Origin of the sequence: Haladaptatus sp. QDMS2 (genome assembly GCF_029338295.1) — an archaeon.
Classification (GTDB): Archaea; Halobacteriota; Halobacteria; order Halobacteriales; family Halococcaceae; genus QDMS2.
The window spans coordinates 115,674-129,619 of the sequence record NZ_CP119791.1 but is presented as its reverse complement, the minus strand read 5'-3'; the positions used below and the strand labels follow the sequence as shown (position 1 = coordinate 129,619).

Annotated in this window: 10 protein-coding genes; 7 read left to right on the top strand and 3 right to left on the bottom strand. The window is 63.2% G+C overall.

Annotated features, from left to right (window positions below):
- Positions 1-278: 278 nt before the first annotated feature.
- Entirely contained in the window at positions 279-1,244 is a 966-nt protein-coding gene (locus tag P1M51_RS00655; RefSeq protein ID WP_276246257.1) for a DUF5787 family protein, read from the top strand.
- On the opposite strand, the gene P1M51_RS00650 is transcribed toward P1M51_RS00655, so the two are convergent.
- Together P1M51_RS00650 and P1M51_RS00645 are read right to left on the bottom strand one after the other, a co-directional pair.
- Positions 1,239-2,063 (bottom strand): MBL fold metallo-hydrolase, encoded by an 825-nt coding sequence (locus P1M51_RS00650; RefSeq protein ID WP_276246256.1) that lies wholly within the window; start codon positions 2,061-2,063, stop codon positions 1,239-1,241. The two genes, P1M51_RS00655 and P1M51_RS00650, sit on opposite strands and share 6 nt — an antisense overlap.
- Positions 2,063-3,430, bottom strand: coding sequence for an ATP-binding protein (locus P1M51_RS00645; RefSeq protein WP_276246255.1), 1,368 nt, complete (start codon positions 3,428-3,430; stop codon positions 2,063-2,065). The genes P1M51_RS00650 and P1M51_RS00645 overlap by 1 nt, the downstream gene beginning before the upstream one ends.
- A 117-nt stretch (positions 3,431-3,547) precedes the next feature.
- Here P1M51_RS00645 and P1M51_RS00640 point away from each other — a divergent pair, with 117 nt between their 5' ends.
- The 6 genes from P1M51_RS00640 (at position 3,548) to P1M51_RS00615 (ending at position 12,223) form a co-directional block, all read left to right on the top strand.
- The gene (locus P1M51_RS00640) at positions 3,548-4,684 is read left to right on the top strand and encodes a thiolase family protein (RefSeq protein WP_276274744.1); all 1,137 of its coding nucleotides are present in this window, start codon (positions 3,548-3,550) and stop codon (positions 4,682-4,684) included.
- A gap of 383 nt (positions 4,685-5,067) precedes the next feature.
- The gene (gene nasA, locus P1M51_RS00635) at positions 5,068-7,122 is read left to right on the top strand and encodes an assimilatory nitrate reductase NasA (RefSeq protein ID WP_276274988.1); all 2,055 of its coding nucleotides are present in this window, start codon (positions 5,068-5,070) and stop codon (positions 7,120-7,122) included.
- A 2-nt stretch (positions 7,123-7,124) separates the two neighbouring features.
- Complete coding sequence (locus P1M51_RS00630) at positions 7,125-8,408, top strand: MFS transporter (protein ID WP_369685317.1); 1,284 nt, start codon at positions 7,125-7,127, stop codon at positions 8,406-8,408.
- A gap of 15 nt (positions 8,409-8,423) precedes the next feature.
- Entirely contained in the window at positions 8,424-9,062 is a 639-nt protein-coding gene (locus tag P1M51_RS00625) for a molybdenum cofactor guanylyltransferase (RefSeq protein ID WP_276246252.1), read from the top strand.
- Positions 9,063-9,305: 243 nt separating this feature from the next.
- Positions 9,306-11,075: a nitrite/sulfite reductase gene (locus P1M51_RS00620; protein WP_276274742.1), complete on the top strand. Its 1,770-nt coding sequence runs from the start codon at positions 9,306-9,308 to the stop codon at positions 11,073-11,075.
- Positions 11,076-11,206: 131 nt separating this feature from the next.
- Complete coding sequence (locus tag P1M51_RS00615) at positions 11,207-12,223, top strand: BtrH N-terminal domain-containing protein (protein WP_276246250.1); 1,017 nt, start codon at positions 11,207-11,209, stop codon at positions 12,221-12,223.
- Here P1M51_RS00615 and P1M51_RS00610 read toward each other — a convergent pair.
- Positions 12,220-13,905 (bottom strand): aldehyde ferredoxin oxidoreductase family protein, encoded by a 1,686-nt coding sequence (locus P1M51_RS00610; protein ID WP_276274741.1) that lies wholly within the window; start codon positions 13,903-13,905, stop codon positions 12,220-12,222. The genes P1M51_RS00615 and P1M51_RS00610 overlap by 4 nt on opposite strands.
- Positions 13,906-13,946 lie beyond the last annotated feature (41 nt).

The following is a 13,946-nucleotide window of genomic DNA, read 5'->3' as shown; positions in this document are numbered from 1 at the left end:
CCTGCCCTCCCCCGGGTCGCGCGACGAGACGCGCTTCCCGGCCCGTAGAGCGGGGAGGCAAACCACGTGGGTGGGACTGAAAGGGGCCGACTTCTCGGCGAGCGAACCGACGGAAGCACTGGAGCGAGCGACGCGAGCGAAGCGCGCAGCGAGGTGCAGCCGTCGAGAAGTCGGGGGCTTTCGAGGTGTTGGAAGCCCCGTGTGACACAGCTCCAGAATACCCATACAAAACTCCATCTAGCACGAGGTTTTTCAGCCACCAACACCACCCTTCATACGTGTCTGAATTCGCGTTCGAGGTGGCCCTGTGCGCCCAGCTCGAGCGCGAGCGAGCCCAAATTATCGCCCGCCAACTGGGCGCGAGCGTCCACGGGCGGCGCATCATGGACATCGTCTGCGTCCAACCCGGCCCCGAGTTCGACGCCCGGGCGTCGATTACACCCCACGAGATTCCCGACGCGGCCATCGAGAGCAGTGCGGGCGTCGGGCAGGCCAAATACTACCGCAACTGCTTCGATATGCACCCAGAGCGGGCACGGAGCGTCGCAGAGCGCGCCATCGACATCGGTTTCTTCGAGCGCGTGCGCCGGGGGTCACGCCTCTACGTCCGCCAGACGGCGCGCTATCCCGACGACTGGTTCGGGAAGGTCGTCGGCATCGAGAACAAACCAGACCTCTCCGTGCCGGGCGATTTGGAACTCCAGTTGCGAAAAGACGTCTCTCTCGGCGTGTTCGACGAGGTGATTCTCGCCACTGAATCCTACGTGACACGGGCGCACCTGAACCGCATCCCCGCAGAAGTCGGTGTCTGGCGGTTTCGACCCGAAACGGGGGGGCTCGAAGTCGTGCGGGAACCGACCCCGCTTGACCCGTCTGCGTCGGGCGTAGACATCGTCGACGAGTTCGCCGGGCGGACCGACATGCGCGTCGCGACGCCCGAAGAAAAGGCCCGACTCCGCCGCCGGATGGCCGAGCGCGCGTATGGCAAAGGCTGGCGAAGTTTCGACCTTCCGGCGTGTGTCCACGGGGCGACGACGGTGGTTGCAGGAGCCGATGGCATCCCCTACTGCGAGTGGAAAGATGCAATCGTCAATCCGGCAGAAGCGTGCGGGCCGGCGTGTCCCGGCTACGAACCGGCCGACCCGCCCGCAGTAGACATCACAGCCATCCGCGACGGGCGGACACCGTGGGTCGCGAACCCGAGTGGCCCGCGAAAACAGAGCGGCCTCGACCGATTTCTATAGCTGATACTGCTCGCCGTCTACGGCGAGCGGGTCTTCGAACGCTTCTTCGACGGGATAGTAGTGGGCGATGTGCACGAGGCGAGTGATTGAGGCGTTCAGTTCCTCGCCGAGAGCAATCGCGCCTTCGCGAGTCATGTGTTTCGTCCCGAAGGTTCGGGCGGTGCCATCTGCGTCGTGGTGGCTTCCGCCGGCGGGGTGGTACTCGGAGAGGTGGCCTGGGACGATGCCGTCGGCGAGCAGGAGGTCCGGGTTTTTGAGCAGTTCTCGTGAGTCGTCGGGCAGGTCGAAGCTCGTATCACCGGAAATCGAGAGTTTCGCGCCGGTCTCCGGGTCTTCGACGGTGAGTCCGTAGCAGAGCAGCGGCGGGTGGTCAACCGGCACGAGCGTCACGTCGAGGCCGCAAATCCTCCGAGTTTCGAACGGCGAGAAGTCGCAGACGGTGATGGCGCTCAGGTAGTCGAATTTGTCCCGAATCGTTTCGGCGACGCTCTCGCCGGTGACTGGGTCCGTCTCGTCTGCGGCGTACACGGGGAGGTCAGAGAGCAGGCGATAGACGTTGCCGAGGCCGTCGACGTGGTCGAAGTGGATGTGGGTGATGAGCGCCGCGTCGGGGAGCGGCACGTCGTTCGTGAGAAACTGGTGGCGAAAGTCGGGGCTCACATCGACGAGCAGCGTCTCCTCGGTGCGTTCGTTGTGAATGTGGACGGAAAATCGGCTGCGGTGGACGCCACGCTCCCGGGCTTCGACGCAGGTGTCACAGTCGCAGTTCGGCGTGGGCGTCCCCGTCGTGTCACCCGTCCCGAGGAGCGTGACCTGCATCAGTCGTGACTGTGGTCGTGATCGTGGTCGTCGTGGTCGTGATCGTGGCCGTCGTCGGAGCCGCCGGGCAAGTCGCTCCCGCCCGCGATGAGCGCGTCGTGGTCGCCGTTCATCATGTCCAGGTCCTTCAGCGTATCACGTTCCTCGAAGTCGGTAATCGCGTCGAGAAGGTCCTGCTGGGTGAGCACCATCCGCTCTTCGGTGAGTGCTTCGAGCACGGCTTCGCGCATCACGAGACGAAGGTCGCTGCCGGTCAGCCCCTCGGTGAGGTCTGCAACTTCGCCGGGGTCGAAATCCACGATTTCCATGTTCCGGGTGATGACCCAGAGAATGTCAGAGCGCATCTGGTGGTCCGGCTTCGGGAAGTTGACGATTTCGTCGAAGCGTCGCCACGCCGCCGCGTCGAGTTGGTCGGGGTGGTTCGTCGCCCCAATGAGAAGTACGTCGTCCTGCACCAGGCTGATGTTGTCGATGGACTTGAGCAGGGTGTTCACGGCGCGCTTGATGGCCGCGTGCTCGTCCGACGCGCGGGTTTTCGCCACGAAGTCGAACTCGTCCATGAACAGGATACACGGCGAGAGGCGTTTTGCGACCTCGAACGTTTTCTCGACGTTCTTTGCCGTCTCACCGAGATACTGGCTCGTAATCATCGACAGTTTCACCTCGACGAATGGCAGGTCGAGTTCGTGGGCGAGAGCGCGTGCCGTCGTCGTCTTCCCGGTTCCGGGCGGGCCGACGTAGAGGAGTTTCCCGATTTCGCGGAGGCCAATCTGGGCGAGGTAGTCGCGATGCTCGATGGCCTTCATGATTTTCAGAATCTCGCCCTCCTGGTCCTCGGTGAGGACGAGGTCGTCTAAGCTCATCTCGATTTCCTCGGGCGCGAGCACGTCCACGAGGTCGAGCATCTCCTCTTCTTCCTCGCTGTCGAAGTACTCCTCTAACAGGCTGTCAATCCAGACGCGGTCGGCACGCAGTGGTCGATTCTCGGCGCGAGCGCGGTCGTAATCGAGGTCCTCGACTTCCTCGGCGAAGGCGGCGGTGAGCGTCGGGACGCCCATGATGCGCTCTGGGTCGGCACGGTCGAGATACCACTGCTTCGCGAGGTCGGCCTCGGTGAGTTTGATGACCTGATTGAAGTCGTCGAAGTCCGTGAACATCAACCCCGAGACGGCTTCCCAGGGGTGTTCGACGCCCGTGGCCGCGGCGGCCTTCTTCGTGGTCGAGGGAAGCGGTCGTTCGATGCCATCCTCGCCCCAGAAAACCCGGCGATATCGGGGCGGCAGGTCGTTCTCGTCGCGGTCGCGGTCTTGGTTGTAGAGATGTGTCGTCAACAAGAACTCAACGACGTCAAGCTCCGGGCTGCTCATTCTCGGGGGAATAAGAGTGGGAGTGGCATAAGACCGTCGAACAGGCCGAATAAACTCTCGGTGCTAGCCATGTGGGTTCGAGTGGGTTTAACACGCACCGGTCCTCTAGAGACAGCCATGGCAGACAACACTCCCGTCATCGTCCAGGCTGTCCGAACCCCGCAAGGGAAAGACGGTGGCGTGTTCGCAGACGTTCGCTCTGAGGACCTCTCGATTCCGCTCATCAACGAAATTCTCGCCCGAACGAACCTCGCAGGCGAGGACATCGACGACCTGATGTGGGGCTGTGCCCAGCAGCGCGACGAACAGGGCAACAACGTCGCCCGCGTCATCGCGCTCCTCTCGGAACTCGGCGAATCCGTCCCCGCGACGACCATCAACCGCTGGTGTGCCTCCTCGATGCAGGCGCTCATCTCCGCCTCCGACGCCATCCGCGCCGGCCAGCGCGACGCCATCATCGCGGGCGGCGTCGAGAACATGTCCCGCGTCGAGATGGGCGGCAACACCCACAAAACCCACCCACGCATGAACGAGGTGTACAACGTCGCCGAACTCCAGATGGGCATGACCGCAGAAAAGGTCGCAGAGGAGTACGACATCTCCCGCGAGACGCAAGACGAGTTCGCCGCACGCAGCCAGCAGCGCGCCGTCGAGGCAACTGAATCCGGCCGCTTCGAGGACGAAATCGTCCCAATCGACAACGGCGAGGAGAAAGTCACCAAAGACGAGGGTCTCCGCCCCGGCACGACCGCGGAGAAACTCGCTGGCCTCCCGACCGTCTTCAAAGCAGACGGCACCGTCACCCCCGGCAACGCCTCCCAGATTTCTGACGGCGCAGCAGCCCTGCTCGTCACCTCGAAGGCCTTCGCAGAGGAACGCGACCTCGACATCCTCGCCGAAGTCGGCAACAACAACGTCGCCGGCGTCGACCCGACCGTGATGGGCATCGGCCCCGTTCCGGCGACCCGCGGCCTGCTCGAACGCTCGGGCACCGACATCGAGGACTACGACCTCTACGAAATCAACGAGGCGTTCGCGAGCCAGTGTGTCTACTCCGCGAACGAACTCGGCATCGACCAGGAGAAACTCAACGTAAACGGCGGCGCAATCGCTATCGGCCACCCACTCGGCGCGAGTGGCGCACGCCTCCCGGTCACCCTCATCCACGAGATGATCAAGCAGGACGCAGAGAACGGGCTCGCGACGCTGTGCGTCGGCTTTGGCCAAGGGGCCGCTATCGAGTTCAGCCGATAGAGCGACGACCCCTGTGAGCACCCAGTGCTCGGCCGAGTCGTTTTTCACCGAAGTTCGTGCGCAGATTCGAGTTCGCGCATAGAGATGTACACGGACGTTGGCCAAAGTATTTTGTTGCATTCATCCAGAAAATATCCAATTATCTGGACAGAATATGTGACTTAGGAGTTTAAAGTTCATTATAAACCAGACACGCGTCTCTAAAAATTCGTCAGAAAATTCTTTTTTCAACAGTTATCGTTTTATTACTCGAATCAGTCACGCTAAAGCATGCAATATCGAAATGAGTTAACGGAATTTTTACTGTTGTTCGACGAACGTAGGATTAGTCTGTTTGGTCAATCGGAGGTGGCCGTGTGAGCGACCCCGTTCCCACGACGTGCATGCGGTGTGCCGTGGGGTGTGGCCACCTTCAGGTCGGAGCGGATATCGGTTACGGCATCGATTCAGTGCGAGGCGACGCGAACCACCCGGTGAACAGAGGTCTCGCCTGTGGCCGAGGTATTCGCGAGACAGCGAATCCCGGGGGTGACTGGCTGACGAGACCCCTCGTCCGCAAGGACGGCGAGCTCGTTCGGACGACATGGGAAGCCGCCCTCACCCGAGTTTCGACGGCCATTGAGGACGCGATGGCCACGCAGCCTGACGACGTGGCGATTCTCGGCAGTGGCCAGCAGACCAACGAGGCGGCCTACCTCCTCGGAAAACTCGCTCGGGGCGTGGTCGGGACGCGCAACTACGACGCGAACACCACGCTGTGCATGGCGAGCGCCGTAACCGCCTATTATGATGCCTTCGGGAGCGACGCGCCACCGCCAACGTACGACGACATCCCCAAGGCGTCGTCGCACATCGTCTGGGGGGCCAACCCCGCGGTCGCCCACCCTGTCATGTTCAGGTGGATTTACACGTCTGCCCGCGCCGACGACAGCGAACTGCTGGTCGTCGATCCTGTCCGGACGAAGACTGCGACACAGGCCGACTGCCACGTCCAGCTCACTCCCGGCGGCGACGAGGCACTCGCCCGCGCCGTCCTTGCCTCCCTCGTCGAAACCAATCGCGTGGACCGGGCGTTCATCGAGGCGCACACGAGTGGATTCGACGCGCTGGTGGCCCGATTGCCGACCGTCGCGGCGGCGGCGAAGAAGGCGGGCGTCTCCGAAGCAGTCGTGGCGCGACTCGCTGCCGCACTCGAACGCGACACGCTCATCTACTGGGGGATGGGGGTCAACCAGAGCGTTCGGGGGACGGCCACCTCCGGTGCACTCGTCGACCTCTGTCTCGCCACCGGAAATCTCGGCCCGGGAACCGGACCGTTCTCGCTCACCGGACAGGCCAACTCGATGGGAACGCGCGTCTGTTCCTCGAAGGGGTCCTGGCCCGGCCAGCGGTCGTACGAGGACCCCGACGAGCGACAAACCGTCGCCGACCACTGGGGCGTCCCAGTCTCACGGTTGCCCGCAGAGAGCGGTCCCGGCCCGGTCGGTATCGTGGAGACAGCGCCGTCGGTCCTCTGGACTGTGGCGACCAACCCCGTCGCTGGATTGCCAGATGCGTCGGCCGCACGTCGAGCGTTCGAGGAGACGTTTCTCGTCGTCCAGGACGCCTTTCGCTCGGAGACGGTCGAGTACGCAGACGTGGTGCTGCCAGCGGCGACGTGGGGAGAATCAGACGGCACCGCCATGAACATGGAACGGACCGTTTCGCGGGTGCGCCCGGCGACGGATACCCCGTCCGGGGTTCGCTCCGACCGCGATATCATCGCCGGAGTCGGTGCGCGTCTCGCACCATCTGTGTTCCCGAGCCACCGCCCCGAGCCGTTCGCCGTGTTCGACGAGTTCCGCGCTCTCACCGCGGGGACGAACGCCGATTGCTCGGGCATCAGTTACGACCGGCTGAACGCCGAGTTGGCCGTGCGCTGGCCCGCGCCCGACGCGGAATCTTCGGGTGGCTATCGGTACTACGCAGACGGCGAGTGGCGGTTTCCGACCCCGTCGGGGAAGGCACGATTTTCCGCCACTCTTCCCGCTGCACTTCCCGAACCAGCGAGCGACGACTACCCCCTCGTGTTGACGACGGGCCGCGAGCCCGACGGCTACAACACCGGTGTCCGGTCGCGCGACGGCGACGGTGCGCCCGTTCGAATGCGCATCAACCCGGCCACCGCAGGAACGTACGATAACCAGATTACTGACGACCAGACAGTGCTCACCTCGCGCCGGGGTGCGATTCCGGCGCGGGTCGAACGGGACGATGCCATCCCTGTTGGACTCGTCTGGCTCCCGATTCACCATCCGATGACCAACGAGCTGACCATCGCCGCGAGAGACCCGCGATCGAACGAACCGAACTACAAACAGTGTGCAGTGGCCCTTTCCGCGCCGTCTGCCGCGCTCCACGAGAAGGCAGCCATCTCCTCGCCGGAGGGACGCAGATGAGGATGACCAAGTGGCGGACGCTCGTGCTCGCCACGGCGGCGTTCAACCTCTCGTTTCTCATCTGGTTCTCTTTCGCCCCGTTTACCGGGGCCATCGCCGACGAGTTCGGCCTCTCCCTCACCGACCTCGGCATCCTCGCGAGCGCGGCCATCTGGACCGCCCCGCCCGGTCGTATGCTCACAGGATGGCTCTCTGACCGCTACGGTGCGCCGACGGTATTCGCCATTGTCCTTGGCTACGTGGGTGTATTCAGCATCGCGAGTGCCTTCGCCACCAGCTACGAGGTATTCTTCATCGAACGACTCGTCGTCGCTTCCGCGGGCATCACCTTCGTCGTCGGCATCCAGCACGTCGCCCAATGGTTCCCCGAAGAACAACTCGGGACCGCGGAGGGCGTCTACGCCGGCATCGGCAACGCCGGCGCGGCAGGCGGGGCACTCATCCTCCCGCGGCTGTTCGACGGTTGGAGTGGCCCCCTGTTCGACACCGGTTGGCGTGCCGCGTTCTTCTATACCGGCATCGTCGCCCTCGTGATGGCGGTCACCTACTACGTGCTCGGCCAGGACGCCGCCACCGAGGAACGTGCCACGAAGAACCGTGAGGCGGCCACCCTCGAAGCCGTCGCCCACACGGCGACCCGCTACGGCGTCATCGCCCTCGCGCTTGGCTACGTGATGAGCTTCGGCCTCGAGATCTCGATGAACGGGTGGCTTCCCACCTACTTCCGGGAAGGGTTCGGCTCGAATCTCGTGGTGGCGAGTACATTTGCGGCTACGTTCTCGCTCGCCGCCGGCCTCTTACGGCCCATCGGCGGGTTCGTCAGCGACTGGGTGGTCAGAACCGAACGCAACGTCCTCCCCGTCTTCACCGGTCGCTACCGCGAACAGTGGACGGTCGTCTGCCTGAGCGCCATCGTTGTCTCGCTCGGCGCGCTCACGCTCGCAGGGCAAACGGGGAGCGTCCTGCTCACGGTGGCCGTCGGGTTCCTCGTCGGCGTGGCCTGTGCGTTCAGCGAAGGAGCCATCTTCGCGCAGGTTCCCGCGATGTTCCCGAACAACTCCGGGGCGGCAGCGGGCATCGTCGGCGGCATTGGGACGTTCGGCGGTATCGGATTCCCGCTCGTCTACTCCTACGCGGCGTCGGTCGGCGCCATCCACGGCGGCTACATCATCGTGGCCACCATCATGGTGCCAATCGTCCTGCTCAACGCCTACGTCGCCCGGCCCGTCATCGCAGAGCGTGCCCACGTCGATGGATTCGGTGGCTTTGGTTCGAGCGATGACTGAACGGAGCATCCCTCGATGAAAGCGGATACGGGACGCGCCGGAATCGTCCTCGCCGGCGGGCGGTCCGCCCGGTTCGAGAACCAGGACAAGGCGTTGGCGTCCCTGCTCGGTAAACCGCTCATCTGGCACGTCGTGGAAGCGGTCGCGCCGGCGGTCGACGAGGTCGTCGTCAACTGTCGGCGGGCCCAACGAGAGGCTATCGAGTCAGCCCTCGCCGACCACGTCGTGCGCTTCGCCGTCGACCGCGTTCCAGACCGTGGACCGGTGGCCGGCATCCGAACCGGTCTGCGAGCGACGAAGGCGAAGTACGCGGCAGCCGTGCCCTGTGATATGCCGTTTCTTTCCGCTGGATTTCTCGACTTCCTGTTCTCGCGAGCGGACACAAAGACGGGGACTGTCACTCGCTTTCGTGACCACATCACGCCGTTTCCGGCGGTCGTACACGTCCGGGCTGCCGAATCGGTTTGCACGGAGGTGGTTCGGGAGCGAGACGGCAGTCTCTACGACCTGGTTGCACTGCTCGACCCGGTCGTGATTCCGGAACGCGAAGCCACGGCCCACGCCGGACGAGACGCCTTCACGAACGTCAATACCCACGCCGATCTGCGAGGCGCGATTGCCCGCGCGAACCGCCCGAACGTGCCAAACCGATAATGTCATTGATTCAAAATATTAGTAGACGTGCGAACACATATTCGTCCAGAAAGTAGACAGAATACATCCTTATACAACCCTTATTCACTATTAAACTGGCCATCCGACAACTAAAGACACTATTAAATTTATTATTTCAACGATTATCATTAAATAGTCTCGTTGCGCACATCCTGACAGGAAAAATAGAGCCGAATGTCGAACAATCAGATTCAAAAATAGACATTCGTTTGGGAAATAAACATGGTACACAAAAAAGAACACTGGAAGGACGGTCTGTACGGAGACGACGTGCGTGAGGAACTCCTCTCGTTCGCTGAAACTGGCTGGGACTCGATTCCCGATGACGAACGCGACGCGTGGTTCACCCGGTTCAAGTTCTGGGGGCTATTCCATCAGCGGCGGGGCCAGGAGAGCTATTTCATGATGCGACTGACGAACGCGAACGGGCGACTCGAACCCGGGCAAATGCGGGCTATCGCCGAGGTGGCCCGCGACTTCTCGACGGGTCCGGTCTCGAACCCCGAGTTCGGTAACGGCTGGCTCGACCTTACCACCCGACAATCGATTCAGCTTCACTGGATGAAGCTCGAAGACGTGCCCGCCATCTGGGAGCGACTGGAGGCGGCAGGCGTCTCGACGCGCTCGTCGGGGGGCGATACGATGCGAAACATCTCTGGGTGTCCGGTCGCCGGAAAAGACACCCACGAGCTCGTCGAGACCAAGTCGATTCTCGAACGGGTTCGGACGGAACTCAGAACCGACAACTCGCTCGCGAATATGCCCCGGAAGTTCAACATCAGCATCACCGGTTGTCGGGAGGGCTGTGCCCAGGACAGCATCAACGACATCGGCCTCGAACCCGCCCGGAAGGAGGAGGACGGCAAACCGGTGATGGGCTTTAACGTCCGCATCGGCGGCGGTCTCGGCGGTCGCAAACCGAAGGTGGCTCAGCCACTCGACGTGTTCGTCACCCCCGAGGAGGCCTACGACGTAGTCCGCGGCTTCGTCGAACTGTACCACGACCACGGCAATCGGGAGGTTCGCTCGAAAAATCGCAGTCGGTTCTTCGTCACCGAGTGGGGCACAGAGAAGATTCGTGACCTGCTCGAAGCCGAATACGTCGATGGCGCGCTCAGGACAGCGGGGACAGACATCAGAGAAGCGTACACGTACAACGCCGGGAAGCCGCCGAGCGAGGGGAAGGCAGATCACGTTGGCGTCCACGAGCAGGCAGACGGGCGTTACTACGTCGGCTTGAGCGTGGCCGTCGGTCGACTCACTGCGGACGATGCCCTCGCACTCGCCGACCTCGCAGACGAGTACGGTAGCGGTGAGGTACGCCTGACCCGCCGGCAGAACCCACTCATCATGGACGTGCCGAAGAGCGCACTCGACGACCTCCTCGGCGACCCGCTCCTCGCGAAGCACACCCCCGAGCCGAACCCGTTCCAGCGCGGGGCCATCGCGTGTACCGGCACGGAGTTCTGTTCGCTCGCGCTGACCGAGACGAAGGCGCGGACGGCCCGGCTACTGCGGTGGCTTCGAGACAACGTCTCGCTGCCCGACGACGTGGAAAACGTCCACATCCACTACTCGGGGTGTACGGCCGACTGCGGGCAGGCAAACACCGCCGACATCGGGTTGCTCGGGATGCGTGCTCGGAAAGATGGGGAGATGGTCGAAGCGATGGACCTCGGCGTCGGTGGCGGTATCGGTGCGGAACCCTCGTTCGTCGAGTGGGTGCGCCAGCGCATCCCCGCAGACGAGATTCCCGGCGCCATCAAGAACTTGATGGAGTCGTTCGCCGCCCTCCGCGAGGAGGGGCAGTCGTTTCGCGAGTGGGTCGAGGCGACCGGGCCAGAGGCCATCGTCGAACTCTGTGAACCCGAAGAAACGACTTACAAGGACCCATGTCTGACCGACGCAAAACAGTCGTGGTACCCCTTTGCCACCGGTGAAAGTCCCGCTCCGACGGCCCACGACGGGACGCCGCTCTCCGCCGATGACTGACGCGACTCGTGACCGTCCACCGGCCCTACAGCACGTCTCCGCTGACGTGGCCCCCGAACTCTTCGAGGCCGACCCCGAAGTCGACTGATCGGGTCACAATCGTTATCGCTTGCCCGCCGAAAACGCGACGTATGCACCTCTCCGGCTACACCCACGAAACCGGACACCACTGCGGGTCTACCTCGCTTCGCAATCTCTCCGATTTCTACGGCTGGGGCCTCTCAGAGGCCGAGTGCTTCGGCCTCGCCTCCGGCCTCGGCTTTACCTACTTCATCACCGAGGAGCCACCGTATCGCGCCTTTTTCGGCCGTCCAGTGTGGCTCGAATCGGCCTTCTTCGCTAACCTCGAAATCCCCCACGAGGAGCGTGAGGGACAGAGCCACGAGGAAGCATGGGCCGCCGTCGAGGCCGACCTTGATGACGGCAATCCGGTCATGTGCTTCGTGGATTTATTCTACCTCGATTACTACAACACGGACACCCACTTCTCGCCACACACCGTCCTCCTCGTAGGCTACGACGACGAGAGCGTGCAGATTTCGGATAGCGAGTTCGACGAAGTGCAGACCCTCTCCCGAGAGCAGTTCGACGAAGCGTGGACCTCACAGGCGATGGTTCCGCTCGCCAGACGACACATCGTCGTCACGGACCCCGAGCCGCAGGCGAGCCTCGAACAGGCGGCGACACAGGCGATTCGGACGACGGCAGCCTACATGCAGAACCCCGAATCCGCGCCGTGGTCGCTCGGCGGGGTGGAAGCAGCACACGGCCTGCCCGGCATCCGCCGGTTCGCGGACGAACTCCCCGTATTTCCCGACCTCGGCGAATTCCGCGAAATCACGTGGACGGCGCGGTTCGCCTACCAGAACGTCGAACGCCGCGGCACGGGTGGCGGCACCTTCCGGCGGCTCTACGCCGCGTTCCTCGCGTCGATGGCCGAGCAGGTTCCCGAACTCGACGACTCGCACGGCGAGCGCATGTCTCAGATTGCCGCCGACTGGACGGCGGTCGGCGAGCAGTTGAAAGCCGCGAGCAAAGCCGAGGACGAAGCCGACCTGCGAGCGCAGCTCACGGAGATTGGCGACGCTGTCTCAGCGATAGCGACGAAAGAAGAATCCCTGTTGACCGACCTCGAATCGCTGGTCTAATCGGCCGCAGCAGGCGTGTCTCCCACATTCGCGTCGGGCACGACGCCGTCGTCCGACCAACCTCGGAGTTCGTAGTACTCGGAGAGTGCCTCGTCGAACCCGTCCAGTTCGTAGGGCAGCGCGTCGTCGTCAGCCCGGTCGAAGCCGCGCTTGTTGTTGAAGTGGCGTTCGAGCGTGACGATGCGGTCGCCCACTTCGAGGAGGGCAGCGTAACTCGCGTCGAACAGTTTCTCGTAGCGTTCTTCCTTCATGAACGACGATCCGAACTTACAGAGGACGCCCGCGTCTTTGAGCGCGTTCAGGTTCTCGTGTTCGACGAGCACCGCTGGTTTGCCGTCGAGGCCGTCCGGGTCGAGCGCCTGTGGCGGCGCAACGAGCGGGTATTCGAGGTTGTACATTTCGGCGTACATGTGGTCTGCCCCGCGGTTCGCCGTCGCGAACGAGAGGCCCTGGCCGTTCAGGGTGCGCCCGTCGTGGGCCGAGAACTCCATGCCTTTCATGGTCCAGTTTTCGACGCCGAGTTCCTCGTGGAATCGGGCGATGCCTTCCGCCAGCATGTCGCCTTCATCCTCGCGGTAGGCGATTTTCTCGACGAGTTCGTGGATGAGGTCGACGTTGCCGAACTCGTCGTGGGCGGCGAGGTAGGCGGAGACGGCGTCGCCACACGAGATGGTGTCCATCCCGAGTTTGTTACAGAGGTCGTTCGACTTCATCACGTTCACCACGTCGTCCACGAGCGCGTTCGACCCGAACGCCATCACCGTCTCGTACTCCGGCCCCTCGGTTTCGAGGCCGCTTTCCTCGTCGCGCGTGGGAAGTTTGCACGCGAAGGCACACGCAGAACAGGTGCCCTTTTTGTACTTCTTCTCTGCGACGGCCGACCCGCCGATTTTGTGCGCGTGTTCGTAGGAAGTCTCCTCGAAGTACTTCGTCGGGAGCGCCCCGACCGAGTTGGCGTAGTTCGTGACCGACGTGGTTCCCGCCGACTTCATTGGACTGTCAGCGTTGGCGGCCTTCTGGTGAATCTCCGCGGTGATGTCGACGTCCAACTCGATGTCGGGGCGCGAGTCACCGTCGAAGGTGATGACTTTGACGTTCTTCGCACCGAACACCGCGCCGAGGCCACCACGGCCGAACGCCCGGTTCTCCGAGGTCATGATGGAGGCGAAGCGGACGCCGTTCTCGCCTGCCGGTCCAATTGCGGCGGCGTGTTCCGGCCCGAGGTCGTGGGCCTCGTCTAACCACGCCGTAACCTCGTCGAGTTTCGCTCCCGCGAGGTCGGGTACTTCCTCGAAGGTGACGCCGTCGTCGCGGACGTGGACGGCGAGCAGTTCGTCGCTCGCGCCCGTGAACTGGACTGCGCTGTACCCCGTATCGGCGAACGGTCGGGACATGAAGCCGCCGGCGTTAGACGAGAGCAGGCCGTTCGTGAGCGGCGAGAGTCCAGTACAGCTCATCCGACCGGTGAAGCTCATCTGGGAGGTCTGGAGTGGGCCGGTAGCGAAGATGAGGCTGTTTTCTGGGCTGAGCGGGTCTGCATCGAATGGAATGCGGTCGTGGGCGAGTTTCGTGCCGACGCCGCGACCGCCGACGTAGGCTTCGAGAATCGCGTCTACGTTCGTGGTCTCGAACTCGCGCGACCCGACATCGACGGTCAAGAGGGGACCTTTCGTGTGTATCATTCTCGGCCAAACAGACGGCCCCACGCTAATAAAAATTTATT

Coding starts and splice junctions, on each gene's coding strand:
- nasA (WP_276274988.1), top strand. CDS start 5,068: ATGCGGTGTGCCGTGGGGTGTGGCCACCTTCAGGTCGGAGCGGATATC.
- P1M51_RS00630 (WP_369685317.1), top strand. CDS start 7,125: ATGACCAAGTGGCGGACGCTCGTGCTCGCCACGGCGGCGTTCAACCTC.
- P1M51_RS00640 (WP_276274744.1), top strand. CDS start 3,548: ATGGCAGACAACACTCCCGTCATCGTCCAGGCTGTCCGAACCCCGCAA.
- P1M51_RS00625 (WP_276246252.1), top strand. CDS start 8,424: ATGAAAGCGGATACGGGACGCGCCGGAATCGTCCTCGCCGGCGGGCGG.
- P1M51_RS00650 (WP_276246256.1), bottom strand. CDS start 2,063: ATGCAGGTCACGCTCCTCGGGACGGGTGACACGACGGGGACGCCCACG.
- P1M51_RS00620 (WP_276274742.1), top strand. CDS start 9,306: ATGGTACACAAAAAAGAACACTGGAAGGACGGTCTGTACGGAGACGAC.
- P1M51_RS00610 (WP_276274741.1), bottom strand. CDS start 13,905: ATGATACACACGAAAGGTCCCCTCTTGACCGTCGATGTCGGGTCGCGC.
- P1M51_RS00615 (WP_276246250.1), top strand. CDS start 11,207: ATGCACCTCTCCGGCTACACCCACGAAACCGGACACCACTGCGGGTCT.
- P1M51_RS00645 (WP_276246255.1), bottom strand. CDS start 3,430: ATGAGCAGCCCGGAGCTTGACGTCGTTGAGTTCTTGTTGACGACACAT.